Source organism: Neobacillus sp. S1227, assembly GCF_055385255.1.
The window spans coordinates 4,932,961-4,950,435 of sequence record NZ_AP038276.1 but is presented as its reverse complement, the minus strand read 5'-3'; the positions used below and the strand labels follow the sequence as shown (position 1 = coordinate 4,950,435).

Here is a 17,475-nt window from a genome sequence, read left to right as displayed (position 1 = left end):
CCTGTTTGCCTTTATTTCTTTAATTTTATGACAAAACAAGTGCCTTTCCCCACTTTACTTTCAACCGTAATTTCTCCTCCATGTGCTTCAACTAATTGTTTTACAATGGCAAGGCCCAGCCCGAAGCCGCCGGTTGTTCTCGACCGGGATTTATCGACTCTATATAGGCGCTCAAAAATATAAGGGAGGTCCTCTTGAGGTATGCCAACTCCCTGATCCTGAATTTTAAGGTGGATGGTTTCGTTTTCTTCCCCCACTTTGATAAAAGTTGTCGTACCCTCTATCGAGTATTTAAGACTGTTATCTAGCAGATTCAAGATAACTTGTTCAAATCGGGCTGGGTCTATTTCAACTGACAAGGTTTTGGGGCAATCTATCCATAAATGAATTCCCTTATGATTAAAGGCTGGCAGCACTTTTTCATAGACAGATGTTAAAAAAATGCATAATTCCACTTTTTCCTTCATGATGGAAAATGTATTTTGGTCCAATTTCGCAAGATCAAATAATTCCTTCAGCAGTTGGCTGACCCGCTGGGATTCTTCCAGAATAATATTCAGGTATTGGGCCCTGTCCTTTTCCTCCAGCCCTTGACGACCGGCAATGTCCGCATACCCGCTAATATAGGTTAAAGGCGTCCGCAACTCGTGTGAAATCGACGCTAAAAACTCATTTCGTTCCTTTCTTAGGTGATTTAAGTCATTTGCCAAAGTCTGAATGGAACCAGCCAGTTCCCCTAATTCATCTCTGGAAGGCTTGGTGAAAGTAACGGAAAAATCCCCTTTACTTAATTTTTTAGTTGCTTCTGTCATTGATATGAGCGGCTTCGTTAAAACCTTTGATAAAAAGAAAATCGTAATCAGAAGAAATAAGAGAATTAATAAAGACGCCAAAAGAAAATGCTTATTCAGTTGCGTGATCAGTTTTTGAACCTCAGCCGTGTTCTTGAACATATAAACATATCCGGCCGTTTTTCCATTACTATTAAAAGCTGTCACTGTTGTGATATAAGGTTCCTTCTGCCAATCAGCTTGAATGATTTTTCCGTTTCTTGGAAGTTTGTGGATTGGCTTTTTTAATACCGCTTGAATATAGCTGCTCATACTTCTGGAAGAGACGAGAACCTTCCCCTTTAAATCTGTAATCACAACCTCGGTATCGGTATGGGATTCCATTAAACCAATATGGTGGAGAGTGGAAGGGTCTGCACTAATTTCTAAGACTGAACGGTGACTATTTCCTCTGGCCTGCAGCGAATGTAATTCCCGATCCACTTGTGAATGTACTAAATTATTGTGTAGGACTCCCATCGAAAAAACCTCGATGGCTAATATGCAGAAAAAGAACCACAAACCGAATTTAATGGAAATTTTCATACTTTACTCCGTTGGGAATCCGGCCCCTCATTAACCCATTTGTAGCCGACTCCCCATACAGTGAAAAGATGCCGATGAATCGGAAACCCAGCATTTCGTAGTTTATCCCTCAGGTTTCGAATATGCGAATCGATCGTCCGATCATCAATATTGGATTCAAGGCCCCAGATGGTCGAAAGTAAATGTTCACGGGAGAATACCTTCTGTGGATTTTTTAAAAATAAGCCAATTAGAGCAAATTCTTTTGGTGTGACCGAAACAGGCTGGTTTTGATATTTTAATTCAACAGAATCCTCTTTCCATTCCAATCCTTTAAAAACTAAATGATGATCTTGGTCTTGGCCAGTTCTTCTTAAAAGTGCTTCTACTCTAGCTAAAAGTTCCGCTTCATGAAAAGGTTTGGTTATATAATCATCTGCGCCTTTTTTTAGCCCTTTCACTACGTCTGCCGTTTCACTTCGGGCCGTCAGCATAATAATTGGGACATCTGAAAACTCCCGGATTTTTTGGCAGGTCACCCAGCCGTCCATTTCTGGCATCATCACATCCAGAATAACTAGGTCAATTTTTTCTTTTTGTAAGAAATTTAGCCCATGTTTACCAGACTCTGCTTTAATACAACGGTAGCCGTTCGGTGTCAGGTAAAGGCCCAAAAGGTCAAGCATTCGAATTTCATCATCGACAAGAAGAATTGTTTTCATATATCCACCACCTATACAAAGTTTATATCATAATATTAGAAGAATATTTCACAGACTTTTTACAATAATCGTAATTAATATGACTATATTTCTATTAAAATAGTATTAGGTGATATTATGTACAATTTATTTAGCCAAATTAGTGCAGTGTTAAGCCAACCGTTTTTTGATATGGCTAATAGTTTAGAATCATGGCCGATTATATTTGCTTTAATTCTAGGCTTAGTTGGAGCCCTTGCTCCTTGTCAGCTTACAGGGAATATTAGTGCCATCACACTTTATGGGAACCGTTCAATTCAGCAGAAAATCGCTTGGGGGGATGTTTTCTTTTTTACTTTGGGAAAAATTGTAGCGTTTTCGCTGTTAGGAATTTTGGTATGGCTGCTGGGGAAAGAAATTGAACAAAACCTTACATTTGTTTTTCCATGGTTTCGCAAGATTATGGGCCCATTACTAATCTTTGTGGGACTATTTATGGTGGGGTTAATTAAATTTAAAGGGTCACTCAATTTATTTAAGGGGACAACAGATTACAAGCATGAAAATCCATTCGGATCTTTTATGCTGGGGTTAAGTTTTTCCATTGCCTTTTGTCCGACCATGTTCATCCTATTTTTTGTTACCTTAATGCCCGTTGTGCTGGCTAGCCCCTATGGATTTATTCTTCCTCCTGTCTTTGCCTTGGGAACAGCCATTCCGTTATTGATCATTATATTAATCATTTGGTACCTAGGCGGAAGTGGCGCGATAATGAAAAAAGGAAGAAGGTTTGGGTCAGTCATCCAAAAGCTTGCGGGAATCATCATTTTACTGTTAGGAATTTTTGATACGCTGACTTATTGGTCTTTATAAAAAATAAAAGCCGAACCTTTTTTAGGTTTCGGCTTTTACATGTTTTTAAAGTTATTTCAAACTACGGTTTAAGAAAGCTTTAGTCCGTTCATGCTGCGGATTTTCGAAAAGTTCAGCTGGATTGCCGGATTCTACAATTTCCCCGTTATCCATAAAAATTACCCGGTTGGCCACTTCTTTTGCAAAGCCCATTTCATGGGTCACGACAATCATTGTCATGTGTTCTTTGGCTAGATCTTTCATTACCTGCAGAACTTCTCCTGTTAACTCCGGATCCAAGGCGGACGTGGGCTCGTCAAAGAGCAGGATATCAGGATTCATCATCAGCGCACGGGCGATTGCTACCCGCTGTTTTTGGCCGCCTGACAAGTTGGCGGGGTAGGCATTTGCATGACCGGAGAGACCGATTTTTTCAAGAATTTCCTTGCTTTGCTGTTTGATGGCTCCGGCAGCTTCCTTTTTTACTAATTTGGGGGCAAGTTCGAGATTTTCCTTCACTGTTAGGTGGGGAAATAGATTAAAGTGCTGGAAAACCATCCCCATCTTGGCAGTGATTTGTTTGATTTCTGCCAGTTTTGAATAGATGCCATCCTTCACCAAATAATCTCCGGAAACACGGATGCTGCCGCCGTCTATTGTTTCAAGATGCACCAGGCTGCGTAGCATCGTGCTTTTCCCGGAACCTGAGGGACCGATGACCGCAACCACATCGTTTTTATTCACATCAAAGGTAATTTGTTTAAGTACTTCTAAATTGCCGTAGGACTTTTTTAGATTTGACACTTCGATAATGGCCATTTTAATAAAGCCCCCTTTCTTATGCAAATTTGAACCGTTTCTCAATCCACTTAAAGAACATGGTTAAGATTAACGTCATGATTAGATAAATAATACCGGCCACAACGAAAGGCACAATGGTAAAATCACGGTTTACCGCTGTTTCGGCAAAGTGAAGCAATTCTGGAACGGCAACGGCATAAAGCAGGGCAGTGTCCTTAACCAAAGTCACAGACTCGTTTGCCACTGCCGGCAGGGCGATGCGGAACATTTGCGGTAAAATTACACGTGTCATCGTTTGAAACTTATTTAAGCCAAGAACCTGTGCCGCTTCATATTGTCCTTTATCAATAGCCAGAAGCCCGCCGCGGAAGATTTCGGCAAAATAGGCTGCATAGTTCAGGATAAATCCTAAACACGCTGCAACAAAGCGGTCCAACACCAAATATTCACCAATGACCGGAATCATCGGCAGACCGAAACAAATAAATAATAATTGCAGCAAAAGGGGTGTACCGCGCATTACATATATATAGGTTTGGGCAATCCAGGATAGCGCCTTAAAGCGGCTTCTGACTGCCAATGTTAATAAAAAGCCAAGCGGTATTGATACGACAATGGCAATTAAAAACAACAGGATGGTCATTTGTGCCCCTTCGAGCATAGGTCCAAGAATGGAGACGATATAATCAGAAGACATATAAGGATTCCTCCAAAAACAAAACAGGGTTTCCCATGGAAATCCTGTTCCGTATATTGTTCATTATTATTATTATTTTAAAACTTTATCTTCACCAAACCATTTTTCTGAAATTTTAGCGGCAGTGCCATCTTCGTTCATTTCATCAAGGGCTTTTTGAAGTTTTTCAAGCAGTTTATCATTGCCTTTTTTCACGCCTACTCCATATTCTTCAGGAGCAAGGGATTCATCAAGAATCTTAAATGATTCTTTTTCTTTGGACATGTAATATTTAATGACAACCTCATCAATGACGACGGCATCTAAACGGCCGCTCTTTAAGTCATTTAAAGCAAGGACATTGTCTTTAAATTCAGTAACAGTTTTGATTTTGTCTTTAATCGGATTGGAGTCCAGGGCATCTGAAGCGGAAGAAAGAGATTGTAAGCCAACCACTTTTCCTTCTAAATCTGCCAGTTTTTTAATGTTTGAATCGGCACGAGTAACGACTACCTGAGCGTTTTTCAAGTAAGGCTTGGTAAAAAGAACTTTATTTTTGCGTTCGTCTGTAATGGTGTATCCATTCCAGATAAGGTCGATTCGGCCAGAGCTTAATTCGGATTCTTTTGTTTTCCAATCGATTGGCTGGAACTTAACCTTTTGGCCCATTTTTTCAGCCGCCGCTTTTGCGTAGTCAATATCAAAACCAACGATCTCGTTCTTTTCATCACGGAATCCCATTGGAGCAAATTTATCATCGATACCGATTACTAATGTGTCATCAGCTTTAGCAGCCTTTTCAGCGGAATTGGAAGAGCATCCCGTTACGATGGCGAATACGGCAGCTATTGCTAAAATCATAGTTGCTATACGTTTCATCTTATATAAACCACCTTTATATTTAATTTTGCTTTAATCCTTTATCACACTACCATATTATAATACTAAAATATCATTTATTACAATACTAGAAAAATAATTATAAGATTATGAAATTTTAATATAAGCGCCCCCGCAAGGATGCATGGGTGACACAAGAAGAGGAAGGATTCGTATATATTAATAAGAATAAAGATGATAATACATTGTTAATTATGTCACCTATTTGCACTCATTTGGGCTGTACTGTTCCCGAGGCAGATGAGACCTTAAAGAAGGATGGAGGTGTACTTTAAATGTCCGTGCCATGACGGCCAATATGATAAGAGTGGAATCAATGTAGGCGGCCCGCCGCCACGTCCTTTTGATGTTTTTGATGCGGTGGTCCAAGATGGAATTGTATACATCTCCATTTTTGAAAGGATTAAGCGTGAAAAAGGCTAAAGAGAGGTGTTGACTAATGGGGTGCTGTGGACAAGGAGGAAACAATAAGAAGATTTCAAATAAATTATTTTTACTTTTATGGGTTTCAACAATTGGTGTTGCTGCAGCAATCGGTTATTTTCTCCAATAAAATCGAATCTCTTAAATATCCACTAGGCATCCCTTCTTATAGGAATGCCTAGAGTAATTTATCATCTATTTGTTAGTTGTTGACAATTCACTCTCAGTTACCCATTTATGATTGGTTACTTTTTCTCCACCAGTTGTTGGAGTGTAATCAACCAAATAAACTGTTGTTTGTTGGGCTGAGTCTATTACTGCCTTCGCGTCTTTCATCCCCTTCATGTGGTCTGCCTCCACGACCACTTCATCACCTGGGTTATAAGGTTTGTCGCTTGCATCTTTAATCTCTTCATGAATAATCCATTTATGATTTGTCACTTTTTCTCCACCAGTTGTTGGAGTATAAGAAATTGTATAAACAGTAGTATTGTAGGCACCTGCAATAGTTGCTTCAGCACCTTTCATGCCTTCCATGTGACCAGAATTAATAATAGCCTGACTTCCTACTTTAAAGGTGGGATTTTCGACTGCTTTTAAACCTTGTGGAACTTTATCAGACCCAGAATGATTCATGCCTTCCATGCCTTCATGGTCCTTATTGCCTGAATTATTTTTTTGCTCTGTTTTTTTCTCACCATGATTCATATTTGACTTTTCATTGTTATCATTGGAACATGCAGCTAAAAATATGGCTGTAATCACGGTAAGAAGAAATAGTATAGTACTTCTTTTCACTATTGCTGCCTCCTTAAACTTAGTTACACAGCCATAATACAACAAAAGTGTGCAGAAATTGTGGAGAGAGCCAGTAAAAAATCTAGAATTTGCAGTATTAAATGCTAATCCCAAATGGATAAAAGCTATGACAAGACTAGAGGCGGGCTTGGTCATAGCTTTTTTCTTTGTTCATAAAGAGATGTTGGCTGTAAAAACGGTGGAAACATGGTTGGATGCAAGAAATACAAGATATTTGCTGCTAATTCTATTAAAGATTTTATAATCAAAAATTCCCTTCCAAAGTAATTGTCTTTAAAATTATAAAGTTGTTTATGTTGGGAGGATATGACAAAAGTCATTTCAAAGAACACAAAAAAAGGCCCGGCAGTACAGCCAAGCCTTTTGCTGAATTTAATTTATCTTTGAATTTCGAAAGGCCAATTTCACGGCAAAATAAACGACTCCGCCTATAACAGCTAGACCTATCAGCCACATCAGAATACACATAATCATTCCTAAGGCCCCACTCATCATTCCATAAGAGCCCATCATGTTATTCACCTCAATTGTTAAAATCGGTTCATCATATTTTCGCTATTCATGCCCTCAGTTTCACCCATCATCCCTCCGTCTTTATGGCAGGCATTATACATTTTTTCTAAATCCTCTTTTGATGAGCCCGGATGCATTTTTTCCATGAAAGGAAGCATTTTTTCAAAACCGAGACTATCCTCTGAATTACTGCTAGCTGCGAACACTGCCGTACCCGCACCAAGGATTAACGCGGCACTAAAAAGACCGACTGCCCATTTCTTCATTTACCTACAACTCCTTCCTATTTTTATTAACTTAATCTTATCTTAGAAATTTGCAGAAAAAATGGATATCTCGTGTCGATGTTATGAAGATTTATTTTCCAACATACAAATAATGGTTTTACAAATGTATGAACAAATACAAGAAGCAGGTCTGATGACATATTATGTCCATTAAAAATGCATAAAAACTGCAAATTTACCCACTAGATTATAGTTATCAAGCAAGCAAATATTCTCTTCATATTTAATCTAGTGGAGGTGCAAAAAGTGAAAAAGATATTCCTCGTATTATTTGTTTTTGCATTTATATTTTCTTTTGATTTAAAAGCTTTAGCGGACGAGGGTCACGCTCATGATCAAAGTGTGAAAAATACAGCAGAAAAGTTCAAAAACAGCACTACCGAAGAGGATCATGCCAATATGGTGGGTATGGACCATGAAAGCGGAAGCGATGATCATGCCAACATGGGGGGGATGGACCATGAGAGTGGAAGCGGTGATCAAGCCGGCATGGAGGGGATGGACCATGAGAGTGGAAGCGGTGATCATGCCGGCATGGAGGGTATGGACCATGAGAGTGGAAGCAGTGATCAAGCCAACATGGAGGGTATGGACCATGAGAGTGGAAGCAGTGATCAAGCCAACATGGAGGGTATGGACCATGAGAGTGGAAGCAGTAATCAAGCCAACATGGAGGAGATGGATCATGATAGTGGAGGCAATGATCAAGTTGCTCATGAAGAGGGCGGCGGACATAGTCACGGTGCAGTAGTCGAAACACCGCCAAATTATAAAGTATTAGGTACATATGGAGCTGTAAATCTATCATTTGTTATGATTGGCATTTGGAATAAATGGTTTAGAAGGAAGGAGAAATAACTATGGCAATGCCTGAGGGAAAACTAAAACCTGAGAAAGAACCATTTAATTTGCTCTCAATTCCGATAGTTAAAAAGTTTGTAAAAAGCAAATGGTATCCGGGTATTTTTCAATGGATTGTCATCACCGTGTTTTCCATCATTGTTTTTGAGTTAGTCATGGGGACGGTCAATCCAAGTAAAAACTTTGGAACAACGATGACATGGGTACTTTGGTGGCCAATAATTCCGATTATATTCTTAGTGGCCGGCCGCTTCTGGTGCGCGATTTGTCCGTTTGGTAAATTGAGTGACATTGTTAGAAAAACCATCGGCGCGAACCGGCCGATGCCGAAGTTTTTAAGAAAGTATGGAATTTGGCTGATTGACTTATTCTTTATAGCTATTACTTACAGTGATCACGTCTGGGGGATTGTCGAATCGCCGTGGGGTTCGGGTTACTTGCTACTTCTGCTTGTAACGATGGTAGTCGCAACATCCGTGCTTTATGAAAGAAGAACTTTTTGTAAAACACTTTGCTTCCTTGGCGGACTGGCTGGAAACTATTCCAGAGCCGGGGCGGTTAAGTTAACCTCTACACCTGAGATTTGCAAAACCTGTAAAGTGCAATCCTGTTATCGAGGAACTGAGAAGGTGGAAGGTTGCCCGATGTTTCAATTTCCAAGAACGATGGAATCGAGTGCTGAATGTAATCTTTGTGCCAACTGCGTGAAAAACTGTCCAAATGATTCAATTAAAATTGAGACAAGAATTCCAACAAAAGAACTGTGGGGCTTGAAAAATCCAAAGATTGAGCACGCCTCCCTTGCCGCTGTGATTATGGGCATCGTGTTCGTCCAAAACATTACAATGCTTGAACCTTGGCAAAACATTCTAAGCGCTATTGGATCTGTTACAGGAACGGCTAACTATACGGTTAATTTTACAGTTGCCTTTATCATTGCGATGGCCATTCCGATTCTATTATTATTGGGAACGGCAAAAATTGCTTCATTCTTTGGCATGGAAGGTACTGTGAAAAAGAACTTTACCCGTTTTGGCTATGCGATTATTCCTCTGGATCTTGCCGGCCACTTTGGCCACAACCTGTTCCACATCTTTACTGAAGGAAAAGCGATCTGGTTTAACTCAATTGGTTTATTTGGAGTAGAGTCGGATCCTGCAAGCCTAAGCCTTGCATCGACACCGACGGTTCAAATGATTCAGTATGCAATTATCTTGATAGGATGGGCAGGCACCACTTATGTTGTGTACAGAATGGGTAAGAAATCAAGCTTTAAAGCAGTGCTGCCATATTATGTACTTATGGTCGCACTAGCAATCGTTAATATTTATCTATTCTCATTGCCTATGATGCATAGAGTCTAATAGCAGGGAAAAGAGGAGCCAAAATGGTTCCTCTTTTTGGCGTCTATGTAATAAATTTTTAGATTCGCAGATATATTCGAAAATCCGTTTGATTTTACCCCTTACGAACCGCCATAATCATGGTATATGAAGACAAAATTATTGTTATAACTTTGAAATTCATAAAAACTATCGTTTTTCTATAAAAAGTAAGTCGTTAGGAGCGGGTATGGAAGCGCAAATAGTAGAATGGTTTGAAAATAGCGGTTTATATGCGGTTTTACTGAGCATTATATTAAATTCGATCATAAGTATCTTAGGGATTGTTCCAAGCGTCTTTTTAACAGCTGCTAACATCAGTTTCTTTGGATTTAGGCCGGGGCTCTTAATAGCCATACTTGGTGAAGCCATTGGTGCGATTATTAGTTTTTATTTATATAGAAAAGGTATTAATAAGGTAAAAAACAAGTTTACATTCAAAAGTAAATATTTAGATAGATTGCAGAACACCCATGGTTCAGAAGCATTTTTCCTTATTATCGCACTTAGGATTTTTCCGTTCATCCCCTCAGGAGTGGTGACGCTCGTAAGCGCTGGCAGCGAGGTGGGAATCCTGAGTTTTTCGATTGCCAGTACGCTTGGAAAAATTCCTGCCCTATACATAGAGGCTTACTCTGTCCAGCAGGTTCTAAACTGGAGTGTACAAGGAAAAATTATTTTGGCGTTATGTTCAATTATTATGGTTGTTTTTTTAATAAAAAGGTCTCGTAATAAAACAAGGGTCCTTCCAAGAAAGTGAAGGAACCCTTGTTATTTTCCTATTTAAAGATTAATACCTTACCAACTGTGCCGTCAGCACTTTGACCAATTACACGGAATTTCAATCCGTAATTTGGTACATTACGGCCGGCATCAACGAGGCCAGGATTGCTGTAGTTGGCGCTGTCATCGAACAGCGGATTTCGCTGTGTGAAGTTGTCTGTCATCGTCGCGTTCACACCGGCAATTTTAGAATAATCCAGGAACATTTTCTCAGTCTTGTTAAGACCGAATGCAGCATCATGCAATTGGTAACGAGACGATCCAACTGCCTTATCGCTCCAGTAATTCGTGTGCTGATCAGCATCCACCACGCCTAGGAAGCCGTCACCAGGATGGATGCCTGTCCAGTTGTTATCCTGGGATTCGTCGACATACCAGACAACCAAACCAGGGTCAAAGCTCATTAAGCTTGCACCGCGGCGAATGTGGGCCAGTCCGGCATCAACACCATTATGGGAGCGCCACTCCAATAGATAATAGTGTTTAGAAGTAAATTTGCCATCATGTTTCGCGAATCCGTCTAAAGTAAATTGCAGGTCACCCTCAGCACCATCAGCAAATACTTCCTGGCCGTCAGCAGTCACTTTCACGTTGTCGACGAAGAAGCCGTCTAAATTAGTTGCCCAGTCAGTCATTGAACGGAATTGCAGTTTAATTTCCTGTCCAGCATATTCGCTCAAATCAATTGTTTCATGCACCCATCCATTACTAGATCCGGTATAGCCTGGCAGGTTTTCTTTAATTGCCGGATAGCCGTTAGGGTCAAGGGTTGTGCTAGTTCGATCAGATGATAGGGACTCCCATGTATTTCCACCATCGGTTGATACCTGAACCATCGCGTAATCCCAATCTTTTTCAATATTGTACCAGGCATCGAAATCCAGGGTAGCGCTCGTAGTGCCCGATAAATCAACTGAAGTTACCATCTTATGGTCAACTTCATCACCTTTGCCGCCATAATATTCATAATTTCCTTCTTTTGGCGTGTTTAAGGCAGTTACCTTATTAGGTAAATCAATTCTAACAGCATCATTATTGGTACCTTTTGTGACACCTTCGTCAAGAAGAACCGTAGTACCTTCTTTTGTGATGGAATCGGCTGTAAGTGTAGTTCCGGTTAACCAGTTACCACCGTGCAAGTTCTGCAGCATTTCTTTAGCGAACGGACTAAAGCCAGTAGGTTCGGTGCCCGGAATGTCTCCTGCCCAGCTGCCGCTTGACATGATAGACCAGAACTCAATTGCTTCGCCTGCACCACTATATACTGTGTCATACTCATCAGGAAGACCTAAGTCATGGCCGAATTCGTGAGCGAATACTCCGGCAGCGCCGTCTTCAGGCTCGATGGTGTAGTCGTAAGCACCAAGAAGGCCGCCAAAACGATCGCTATTAGATTTTCCGCCAGGAACCGCAACTAGGTTTCCAAGATTGGACCGGTGAGACCAAATGGCATCGCCGCCTAAAGAACCGCCGCCGGCCTCTTCACCGACACCGGCATGAAGGACCATTAAATGGTCGATAATTCCGTCCGGCTCGTTATAGACGCCATCACCATCATAATCATCGCGGTCCCATACATCATACTCGCTTAAGTCAACGTTTGGATCGGCACCAGCTTTTGTCAGTGCTTCATAAATTAGTTCTCGTGGCCGAGCGTCGCTGCCGTCCGGTGTAGGATAGTTGCCTCCGTAATACGCTGCAGGATGATCTGCTGTATACCAGCCGGCAACAGTTCCATCCACTGTATAACTGCCCCCTGATTGCTGCTCATAATACTGTTTCATAGAAACAAGCTTTTCTCCATTAGGCCCTTCATAGCCTTCTTTTCCAAAAATCATATCTTGGAAATGTTCATGGGTATAGTCTTCATACCACATATCCGTTTCATCTTTTGTGATGGAGCTTTTCTTGTAATCTGGAAAATCAATGGCTAGAACTAGCACTTTGTCTTGGCGAAGATCTCCGTTATAGCCTTCTTTTTGGACAGGGTCTACAGTATTTTTCTTAGCCTGTCCAAGTTTATTACCATTTCCATTTTTGAGACCATTTGATTTTGGCTGCTCTTTTTCCTTTAGGGTGCCAAGTCCGGCAGGCAGCTGGTCTTTTGTCTTGAGAGCTTTTCCTTTTGCTTTTAAATATTTTTGTAATGCCTTTTCTGCTTCAGCGGGGCTTGCATTTTTGGCAATTTTCCCTTGCTGTTTCAGCATTTCTATTAATCTCTCATCATTAGCAATTCCCAGGTCAACCGTTGCCCCCTGTGCCGATACTATTGCTGCCGGCCCTGCTGCTTTTCCGGCAGGCGCTGCCGCCATGTTCAGCATTCCCAACCCTAAAGATAGAGCCAGTGCAGTAGAAAATAGTTTTCTTCTTTTCATAAAGACCCTCCTAGATAATAATTGTAAGCGCTTTCAATGATTAAATCTATTAAAATACTAAGCTAAGTACCATTCCCCCTTTTAGGGTTACCATAAAAACTTAGTGTCCCTAAGTAATAGAATCTATTTTAATAATAAAATTGTTACGGATAATTGTAAATATTTAAAATATTATATAGGAAAAACAGTGAAAATTTCCCATAAATCGAATGCATGCACCATTATATGATGGGTTTTTTCCAGAAAAAGGAGGATTTTTATCCTATTTTTTCAAGCGAATAGGTTTGGTAAAATATCAATAATTCGTTAAAATAGGAAATTAGAATTATATTCCTAATCATTAGGAAGATAGCACTGGGGTTTGGCCATCCCTGGGAAAGAAAAAAAGTAAATGAGGAGGTGGGGTTGTGTGAAGGACAAGCGGTTTAAAATTGCTCACCGGGAAGCGCTAATCGGAGTGGTCCTGGTTATCATCAATTTTGTGTGGTGGTACGGGTTTGCTTACGGTTTGGGTTCAAAAAAAGTTGAAGATTACTCATACATATTCGGCTTGCCGGCATGGTTTTTCTATAGCTGTATCGCTGGATTTGTCATAATGATCATTCTTGTCAGCTTGACCGTTAAATTTCTATTTAAAGACGTACCCTTTGAAGAGGAAGAGAGGAATGCCGAGTGAACTGGGCAGTCATTACGCCATTAATTATCTTTTTACTAATTATATTTGCTGTCGGCTTCTGGTCGAATAAGTTTGTCCTCAAATCCAAATCGTTTTTGGAGGAATATTTTTTAGGCGAACGTCAGATGGGCGGCTTCATTCTAGCGATGACAATGGTAGCCACCTATGGGAGTGCTTCAAGCTTTATCGGCGGGCCAGGTGTCGCTTACACCCAGGGCCTAGGCTGGGTGCTGCTGGCGATGGCACAGCTGGCGACCGGTTATTTCACCTTAATGGTGCTGGGAAAGAAATTTGCGATTATTTCCCGCCGGTACAAGGCCATTACCCTTATTGACTTTTTAAAAAATCGATATCATAGCAAAGCAGTTGTTCTTTTATCTGCTGCCAGTATCATCATCTTTCTATTTTCATCGATGACGGCCCAGTGGATTGGCGGGGCTAGGCTGGTGGAATCATTGACTGGACTGCCATATACGGCGGCATTATTGATTTTTGCCTTTTCCGTCCTCGTCTTTGTCATTGTTGGCGGCTTCCGGGCTGTTGCTGTAACGGATACAATTCAGGGCGTCGTGATGTTTATGGGGACTTTGATTCTTTTAATCGCCACCATTAAGGCAGGCGGGGGAATTCCGAGGATTATCGCCGATTTGTCGGCGGAAAACCCGAACTTAATCAGCCCGTTTGGTGCAGAGCGCACTTTGACTCCGGCGTATGTTTCCTCATTTTGGATTTTAGTCGGAATTGGCGTTGTCGGCCTGCCGCAGATTGCCGTTCGGGCCATGTCCTATAAAAACTCAAAGGCAATGCACAATGCCATTATCATCGGAACATTTGTGGTCGGCTTTATCATGCTTGGCATGCACCTCATCGGTGTTTTCGCAAGACCGGTACTTCCAGGTGTTAAAATCGGCGACACTGTTATGCCGTTGCTTTCCATGAAGGTACTCCCTCCATTTGTCGCGGGTATCGTGCTGGCTGCCCCAATGGCTGCCATCATGTCGACGGTGGATGCCTTGCTGATTTTAGTCAGCTCAGCGTTGGTGAAGGACGTTTATTTAAATTACATCAAACCGACCGCTAGTGACCGCAGTATTAAAAAGGTAAGTTTTAGCGTAACAGCGATTATTGGTGTCCTGGTCATTTTGCTCGCGCTGAGCCCGCCGGATTTAATTATTTGGCTCAATCTATTTTCGTTTGGCGGCTTGGAGTCCGTTTTTATTTGGCCGGTTATTTTTGGCTTATATTGGAGTAAGGGGAATAAATATGGAGCGATTACCTCAATGATTTTGGGGATGGGCTCCTACATAATCTTTGACCGATTTTATCCGAATCCCCTCGGCGTGCATACGGTGGTGCTGCCAATTCTGATTTCTCTGGCTGGATTTGTCGTGGCAAGTATGTTTACTGATTCTAAAACTAGCAGCCTTGGACTGGAAAAATAGGAAGCTTTTCAGGATGCCCCCGCTTCAGAACTATTTTTGTTGCAATTTTCTTGATGAATTTTTAAAATGAATTAACAGAATGAAGAGGTGGGGGATCCCATTGGTAGAAGTTATTCGCCATTTATCGGCGCTTTTCATGCCAGGTTTATTAGTGTTATTTTTTACAAGGGTCACATACAATCGGGTTATTGCCCTTGTCTTGACAGTGGCGCTTATCGCTGCATCTGTTTACAAAGGGTATACCAATACGTTTGTCCTGATTGTCATTGACGCCTTTTCGCTGACCGCCGGCTTCTGGCTCGCCGCGAAAATGAAGCCCAAAACCGTTAGAAAAATTGATGGATAATAGTCTGCCGTAATTGGCGGGCTTTTCGTTTTTTATGGGGACCAATTGGTGAATGACTTAGTCAACTTGTCATCATAGAGGGTTTATGGGGACAAAAAATAATTAGCATGTCATTGTAAAAGCTCTTTACCGTTAAACTTGCATAAACATCTTAAAAAACGAATATTAGTTCGCATATTATTGGTTTGATTTTGGGTAAATGTGTTAAAATGTTAATATGCAATTTAGGAGGATACACTTTCTAGCCGCCTCAGGAAAGTGTGAACGGTAGTTTTTCGAAAAAGGGAGGGAAACGGCGTGAAGGACCAATTTGAGTTAGTTTCAAAGTATTCCCCACAGGGTGACCAGCCGGGGGCCATTAAACAACTAGTCGAAGGCATCCAAAACAATAAAAAGTACCAGACGCTGCTTGGTGCAACTGGTACGGGGAAGACTTTTACTATATCAAATGTGATAAAGGAAGTTAACAAACCGACTCTCGTCATCGCCCACAATAAAACATTGGCCGGACAGCTATACAGCGAGTTCAAGGAATTTTTCCCGAACAACGCAGTTGAGTATTTTGTCAGCTATTATGATTATTATCAGCCGGAAGCGTACGTACCGCAGACTGATACGTTTATCGAAAAGGATGCCAGCATCAACGATGAGATTGATAAACTGCGGCACTCAGCGACTTCTTCTTTGTTCGAACGCAAGGACGTCATTATCATCGCCAGCGTATCCTGTATTTACGGTCTCGGTTCGCCGGAGGAATACCGGGAGATGGTGGTTTCCCTCCGTACTGGCATGGAAATTGAGCGCAATCAACTGCTTCATCGTCTCGTTGATATCCAATACGAACGAAACGATATCGATTTTAAGCGCGGGACGTTCCGGGTACGTGGGGATGTGGTGGAGATTTTCCCGGTTTCCCGGGATGAACACTGTATGCGGGTTGAATTTTTCGGGGATGAAATTGACCGGATTCGCGAGGTTGACGCCCTGACCGGAGAAATTATTGGTGAACGCGACCATGTGGCAATTTTTCCGGCATCGCACTTCGTTACAAGGGAAGAGAAGATGCGAATAGCTATCGAGAATATTGAAAAAGAACTCGAAGAGCGGTTAGCTATAATGAGAGAGAACAATAAACTGCTGGAGGCACAACGTCTCGAGCAGCGCACCCGTTATGATTTAGAAATGATGCGTGAAATGGGCTTTTGCTCTGGCATCGAGAACTATTCGCGCCATCTGACCCTCAGACCGGCAGGCTCGACACCTTATACATTATTAGACTATTTTCCAGAAGATTTTCTCATAGTCATTGACGAGTCGCACGTAACTTTGCCGCAAATCAGGGGGATGTTCAATGGAGACAAGGCGCGGAAGGAAGTTCTGGTGGAACATGGTTTCCGCCTCCCATCAGCATTGGATAACCGGCCGCTCACGTTTGACGAATTTGAAAAACATATTCACAACATCGTCTTCGTTTCAGCGACACCGGGACCTTATGAGCAAGAGCATACACCAGAAATGATTGAGCAAATCATTCGCCCAACTGGATTACTAGATCCAACTATTGATGTCCGCCCAATCCAGGGACAAATCGATGACCTGATTGGCGAAATTCAGGACCGCGTGAAACGCAACGAACGTGTTCTTGTCACGACCTTAACGAAAAAAATGTCTGAAGACTTAACGGATTATCTGAAGGAAATTGGCATTAAGGTACAGTATTTACATTCCGAGATCAAAACGCTCGAACGGATTGAAATCATTCGTGAGCTGCGCCTTGGAAAATATGATGTTTTGGTTGGGATTAACCTGCTCCGGGAAGGTCTCGATATTCCGGAAGTTTCTTTGGTTACAATTCTTGATGCCGACAAGGAAGGCTTCCTCCGTTCGGAACGTTCCTTGATTCAGACTATCGGCCGGGCAGCCCGGAATGCAAACGGACATGTCATCATGTATGCGGACCGAATGACCAATTCAATGGAACTGGCCATCAGCGAGACGAAGCGCCGCCGTGCTATTCAAGAGGAGTACAATGAAAAGCATGGCATTACGCCTAAGACTATTCAGAAAGATATCCGTGATGTCATCCGCGCTACCCATGCGGCTGAAGAACAGGAAGATTACAAACCGACTGCAGCATTTGGCAAGATGACGAAGAAGGAACGAGACAAACTGATTGGCGATATGGAAAAAGAAATGAAGGCTGCCGCCAAAGCGCTTGATTTTGAGCGTGCTGCAGAGCTTCGTGATTTAATTTTGGAATTAAAGGCGGAAGGGTAACTAACC

At 41.7% G+C, this 17,475-nt stretch carries 19 protein-coding genes; 11 read left to right on the top strand and 8 right to left on the bottom strand.

Annotation, left to right across the window (positions count from 1 at the left end; genetic code table 11):
• Window positions 1-11 precede the first annotated feature (11 nt).
• Both ACZ5AE_RS24945 and ACZ5AE_RS24940 read right to left on the bottom strand, forming a co-directional pair.
• Entirely contained in the window at window positions 12-1,376 is a 1,365-nt protein-coding gene (locus ACZ5AE_RS24945; protein ID WP_464567185.1) for a HAMP domain-containing sensor histidine kinase, read from the bottom strand.
• Window positions 1,373-2,077, bottom strand: coding sequence for a response regulator transcription factor (locus ACZ5AE_RS24940; RefSeq protein WP_464567184.1), 705 nt, complete (start codon window positions 2,075-2,077; stop codon window positions 1,373-1,375). Before ACZ5AE_RS24940 ends, ACZ5AE_RS24945 begins: the two co-directional genes overlap by 4 nt.
• 117 nt (window positions 2,078-2,194) lie before the next feature.
• Here ACZ5AE_RS24940 and ACZ5AE_RS24935 point away from each other — a divergent pair, with 117 nt between their 5' ends.
• Window positions 2,195-2,929 carry an urease accessory protein UreH domain-containing protein gene (locus ACZ5AE_RS24935; protein ID WP_464567183.1) on the top strand — a complete coding sequence of 245 codons (735 nt, stop codon included), beginning with the start codon at window positions 2,195-2,197 and terminating at the stop codon, window positions 2,927-2,929.
• Window positions 2,930-2,980: 51 nt separating this feature from the next.
• Here the strand turns inward: ACZ5AE_RS24935 and ACZ5AE_RS24930 are convergent, their stop codons facing one another.
• The 3 genes from ACZ5AE_RS24930 to ACZ5AE_RS24920 all read right to left on the bottom strand — a co-directional run bounded on the left by ACZ5AE_RS24930 (window position 2,981) and on the right by ACZ5AE_RS24920 (window position 5,264).
• Window positions 2,981-3,727: an amino acid ABC transporter ATP-binding protein gene (locus tag ACZ5AE_RS24930; RefSeq protein ID WP_464567182.1), complete on the bottom strand. Its 747-nt coding sequence runs from the start codon at window positions 3,725-3,727 to the stop codon at window positions 2,981-2,983.
• A gap of 19 nt (window positions 3,728-3,746) precedes the next feature.
• Window positions 3,747-4,406, bottom strand: a complete 660-nt coding sequence (locus tag ACZ5AE_RS24925; protein ID WP_464567181.1) for an amino acid ABC transporter permease — start codon at window positions 4,404-4,406, stop codon at window positions 3,747-3,749.
• A 72-nt stretch (window positions 4,407-4,478) separates the two neighbouring features.
• The gene (locus ACZ5AE_RS24920; protein ID WP_464567180.1) at window positions 4,479-5,264 is read right to left on the bottom strand and encodes an amino acid ABC transporter substrate-binding protein; all 786 of its coding nucleotides are present in this window, start codon (window positions 5,262-5,264) and stop codon (window positions 4,479-4,481) included.
• A gap of 149 nt (window positions 5,265-5,413) precedes the next feature.
• On the opposite strand from ACZ5AE_RS24920, the gene ACZ5AE_RS24915 reads away from it, so the two are divergent.
• Both ACZ5AE_RS24915 and ACZ5AE_RS24910 read left to right on the top strand, forming a co-directional pair.
• Window positions 5,414-5,560: a hypothetical protein gene (locus tag ACZ5AE_RS24915; protein ID WP_464567179.1), complete on the top strand. Its 147-nt coding sequence runs from the start codon at window positions 5,414-5,416 to the stop codon at window positions 5,558-5,560.
• Complete coding sequence (locus tag ACZ5AE_RS24910; protein ID WP_464567178.1) at window positions 5,550-5,708, top strand: QcrA and Rieske domain-containing protein; 159 nt, start codon at window positions 5,550-5,552, stop codon at window positions 5,706-5,708. Before ACZ5AE_RS24915 ends, ACZ5AE_RS24910 begins: the two co-directional genes overlap by 11 nt.
• Window positions 5,709-5,903: 195 nt before the next feature.
• Here ACZ5AE_RS24910 and ACZ5AE_RS24905 read toward each other — a convergent pair whose 3' ends face one another.
• Entirely contained in the window at window positions 5,904-6,506 is a 603-nt protein-coding gene (locus tag ACZ5AE_RS24905; protein WP_464567177.1) for a YdhK family protein, read from the bottom strand.
• A 127-nt stretch (window positions 6,507-6,633) separates the two neighbouring features.
• Here ACZ5AE_RS24905 and ACZ5AE_RS24900 point away from each other — a divergent pair, with 127 nt between their 5' ends.
• Complete coding sequence (locus ACZ5AE_RS24900; RefSeq protein ID WP_464567176.1) at window positions 6,634-6,771, top strand: hypothetical protein; 138 nt, start codon at window positions 6,634-6,636, stop codon at window positions 6,769-6,771.
• A gap of 286 nt (window positions 6,772-7,057) precedes the next feature.
• Here the strand turns inward: ACZ5AE_RS24900 and ACZ5AE_RS24895 are convergent, their stop codons facing one another.
• Window positions 7,058-7,306: a hypothetical protein gene (locus tag ACZ5AE_RS24895; protein ID WP_464567175.1), complete on the bottom strand. Its 249-nt coding sequence runs from the start codon at window positions 7,304-7,306 to the stop codon at window positions 7,058-7,060.
• 267 nt (window positions 7,307-7,573) lie between these two features.
• Between ACZ5AE_RS24895 and ACZ5AE_RS24890 the strand changes: the two genes are divergently transcribed.
• From ACZ5AE_RS24890 to ACZ5AE_RS24880, 3 genes are all read left to right on the top strand, one after another.
• Entirely contained in the window at window positions 7,574-8,185 is a 612-nt protein-coding gene (locus tag ACZ5AE_RS24890) for a hypothetical protein (protein ID WP_464567174.1), read from the top strand.
• 2 nt (window positions 8,186-8,187) lie between these two features.
• Window positions 8,188-9,552 carry a 4Fe-4S binding protein gene (locus ACZ5AE_RS24885; RefSeq protein ID WP_464567173.1) on the top strand — a complete coding sequence of 455 codons (1,365 nt, stop codon included), beginning with the start codon at window positions 8,188-8,190 and terminating at the stop codon, window positions 9,550-9,552.
• A gap of 208 nt (window positions 9,553-9,760) precedes the next feature.
• Complete coding sequence (locus ACZ5AE_RS24880; RefSeq protein ID WP_464567172.1) at window positions 9,761-10,330, top strand: TVP38/TMEM64 family protein; 570 nt, start codon at window positions 9,761-9,763, stop codon at window positions 10,328-10,330.
• Window positions 10,331-10,349: 19 nt separating this feature from the next.
• Here the strand turns inward: ACZ5AE_RS24880 and ACZ5AE_RS24875 are convergent, their stop codons facing one another.
• Window positions 10,350-12,728 carry an immune inhibitor A domain-containing protein gene (locus ACZ5AE_RS24875; protein WP_464567171.1) on the bottom strand — a complete coding sequence of 793 codons (2,379 nt, stop codon included), beginning with the start codon at window positions 12,726-12,728 and terminating at the stop codon, window positions 10,350-10,352.
• A gap of 409 nt (window positions 12,729-13,137) precedes the next feature.
• Here ACZ5AE_RS24875 and ACZ5AE_RS24870 point away from each other — a divergent pair, with 409 nt between their 5' ends.
• The 4 genes from ACZ5AE_RS24870 (at window position 13,138) to uvrB (ending at window position 17,469) form a co-directional block, all read left to right on the top strand.
• The gene (locus ACZ5AE_RS24870) at window positions 13,138-13,404 is read left to right on the top strand and encodes a YhdT family protein (protein ID WP_464567170.1); all 267 of its coding nucleotides are present in this window, start codon (window positions 13,138-13,140) and stop codon (window positions 13,402-13,404) included.
• Entirely contained in the window at window positions 13,401-14,846 is a 1,446-nt protein-coding gene (gene panF, locus ACZ5AE_RS24865; RefSeq protein ID WP_464567169.1) for a sodium/pantothenate symporter, read from the top strand. Before ACZ5AE_RS24870 ends, panF begins: the two co-directional genes overlap by 4 nt.
• Window positions 14,847-14,946: 100 nt before the next feature.
• Window positions 14,947-15,192 carry a CsbA family protein gene (locus tag ACZ5AE_RS24860; RefSeq protein WP_464567168.1) on the top strand — a complete coding sequence of 82 codons (246 nt, stop codon included), beginning with the start codon at window positions 14,947-14,949 and terminating at the stop codon, window positions 15,190-15,192.
• Window positions 15,193-15,489: 297 nt separating this feature from the next.
• Window positions 15,490-17,469 (top strand): excinuclease ABC subunit UvrB, encoded by a 1,980-nt coding sequence (gene uvrB / locus ACZ5AE_RS24855; protein ID WP_464567167.1) that lies wholly within the window; start codon window positions 15,490-15,492, stop codon window positions 17,467-17,469.
• Window positions 17,470-17,475: the final 6 nt, after the last annotated feature.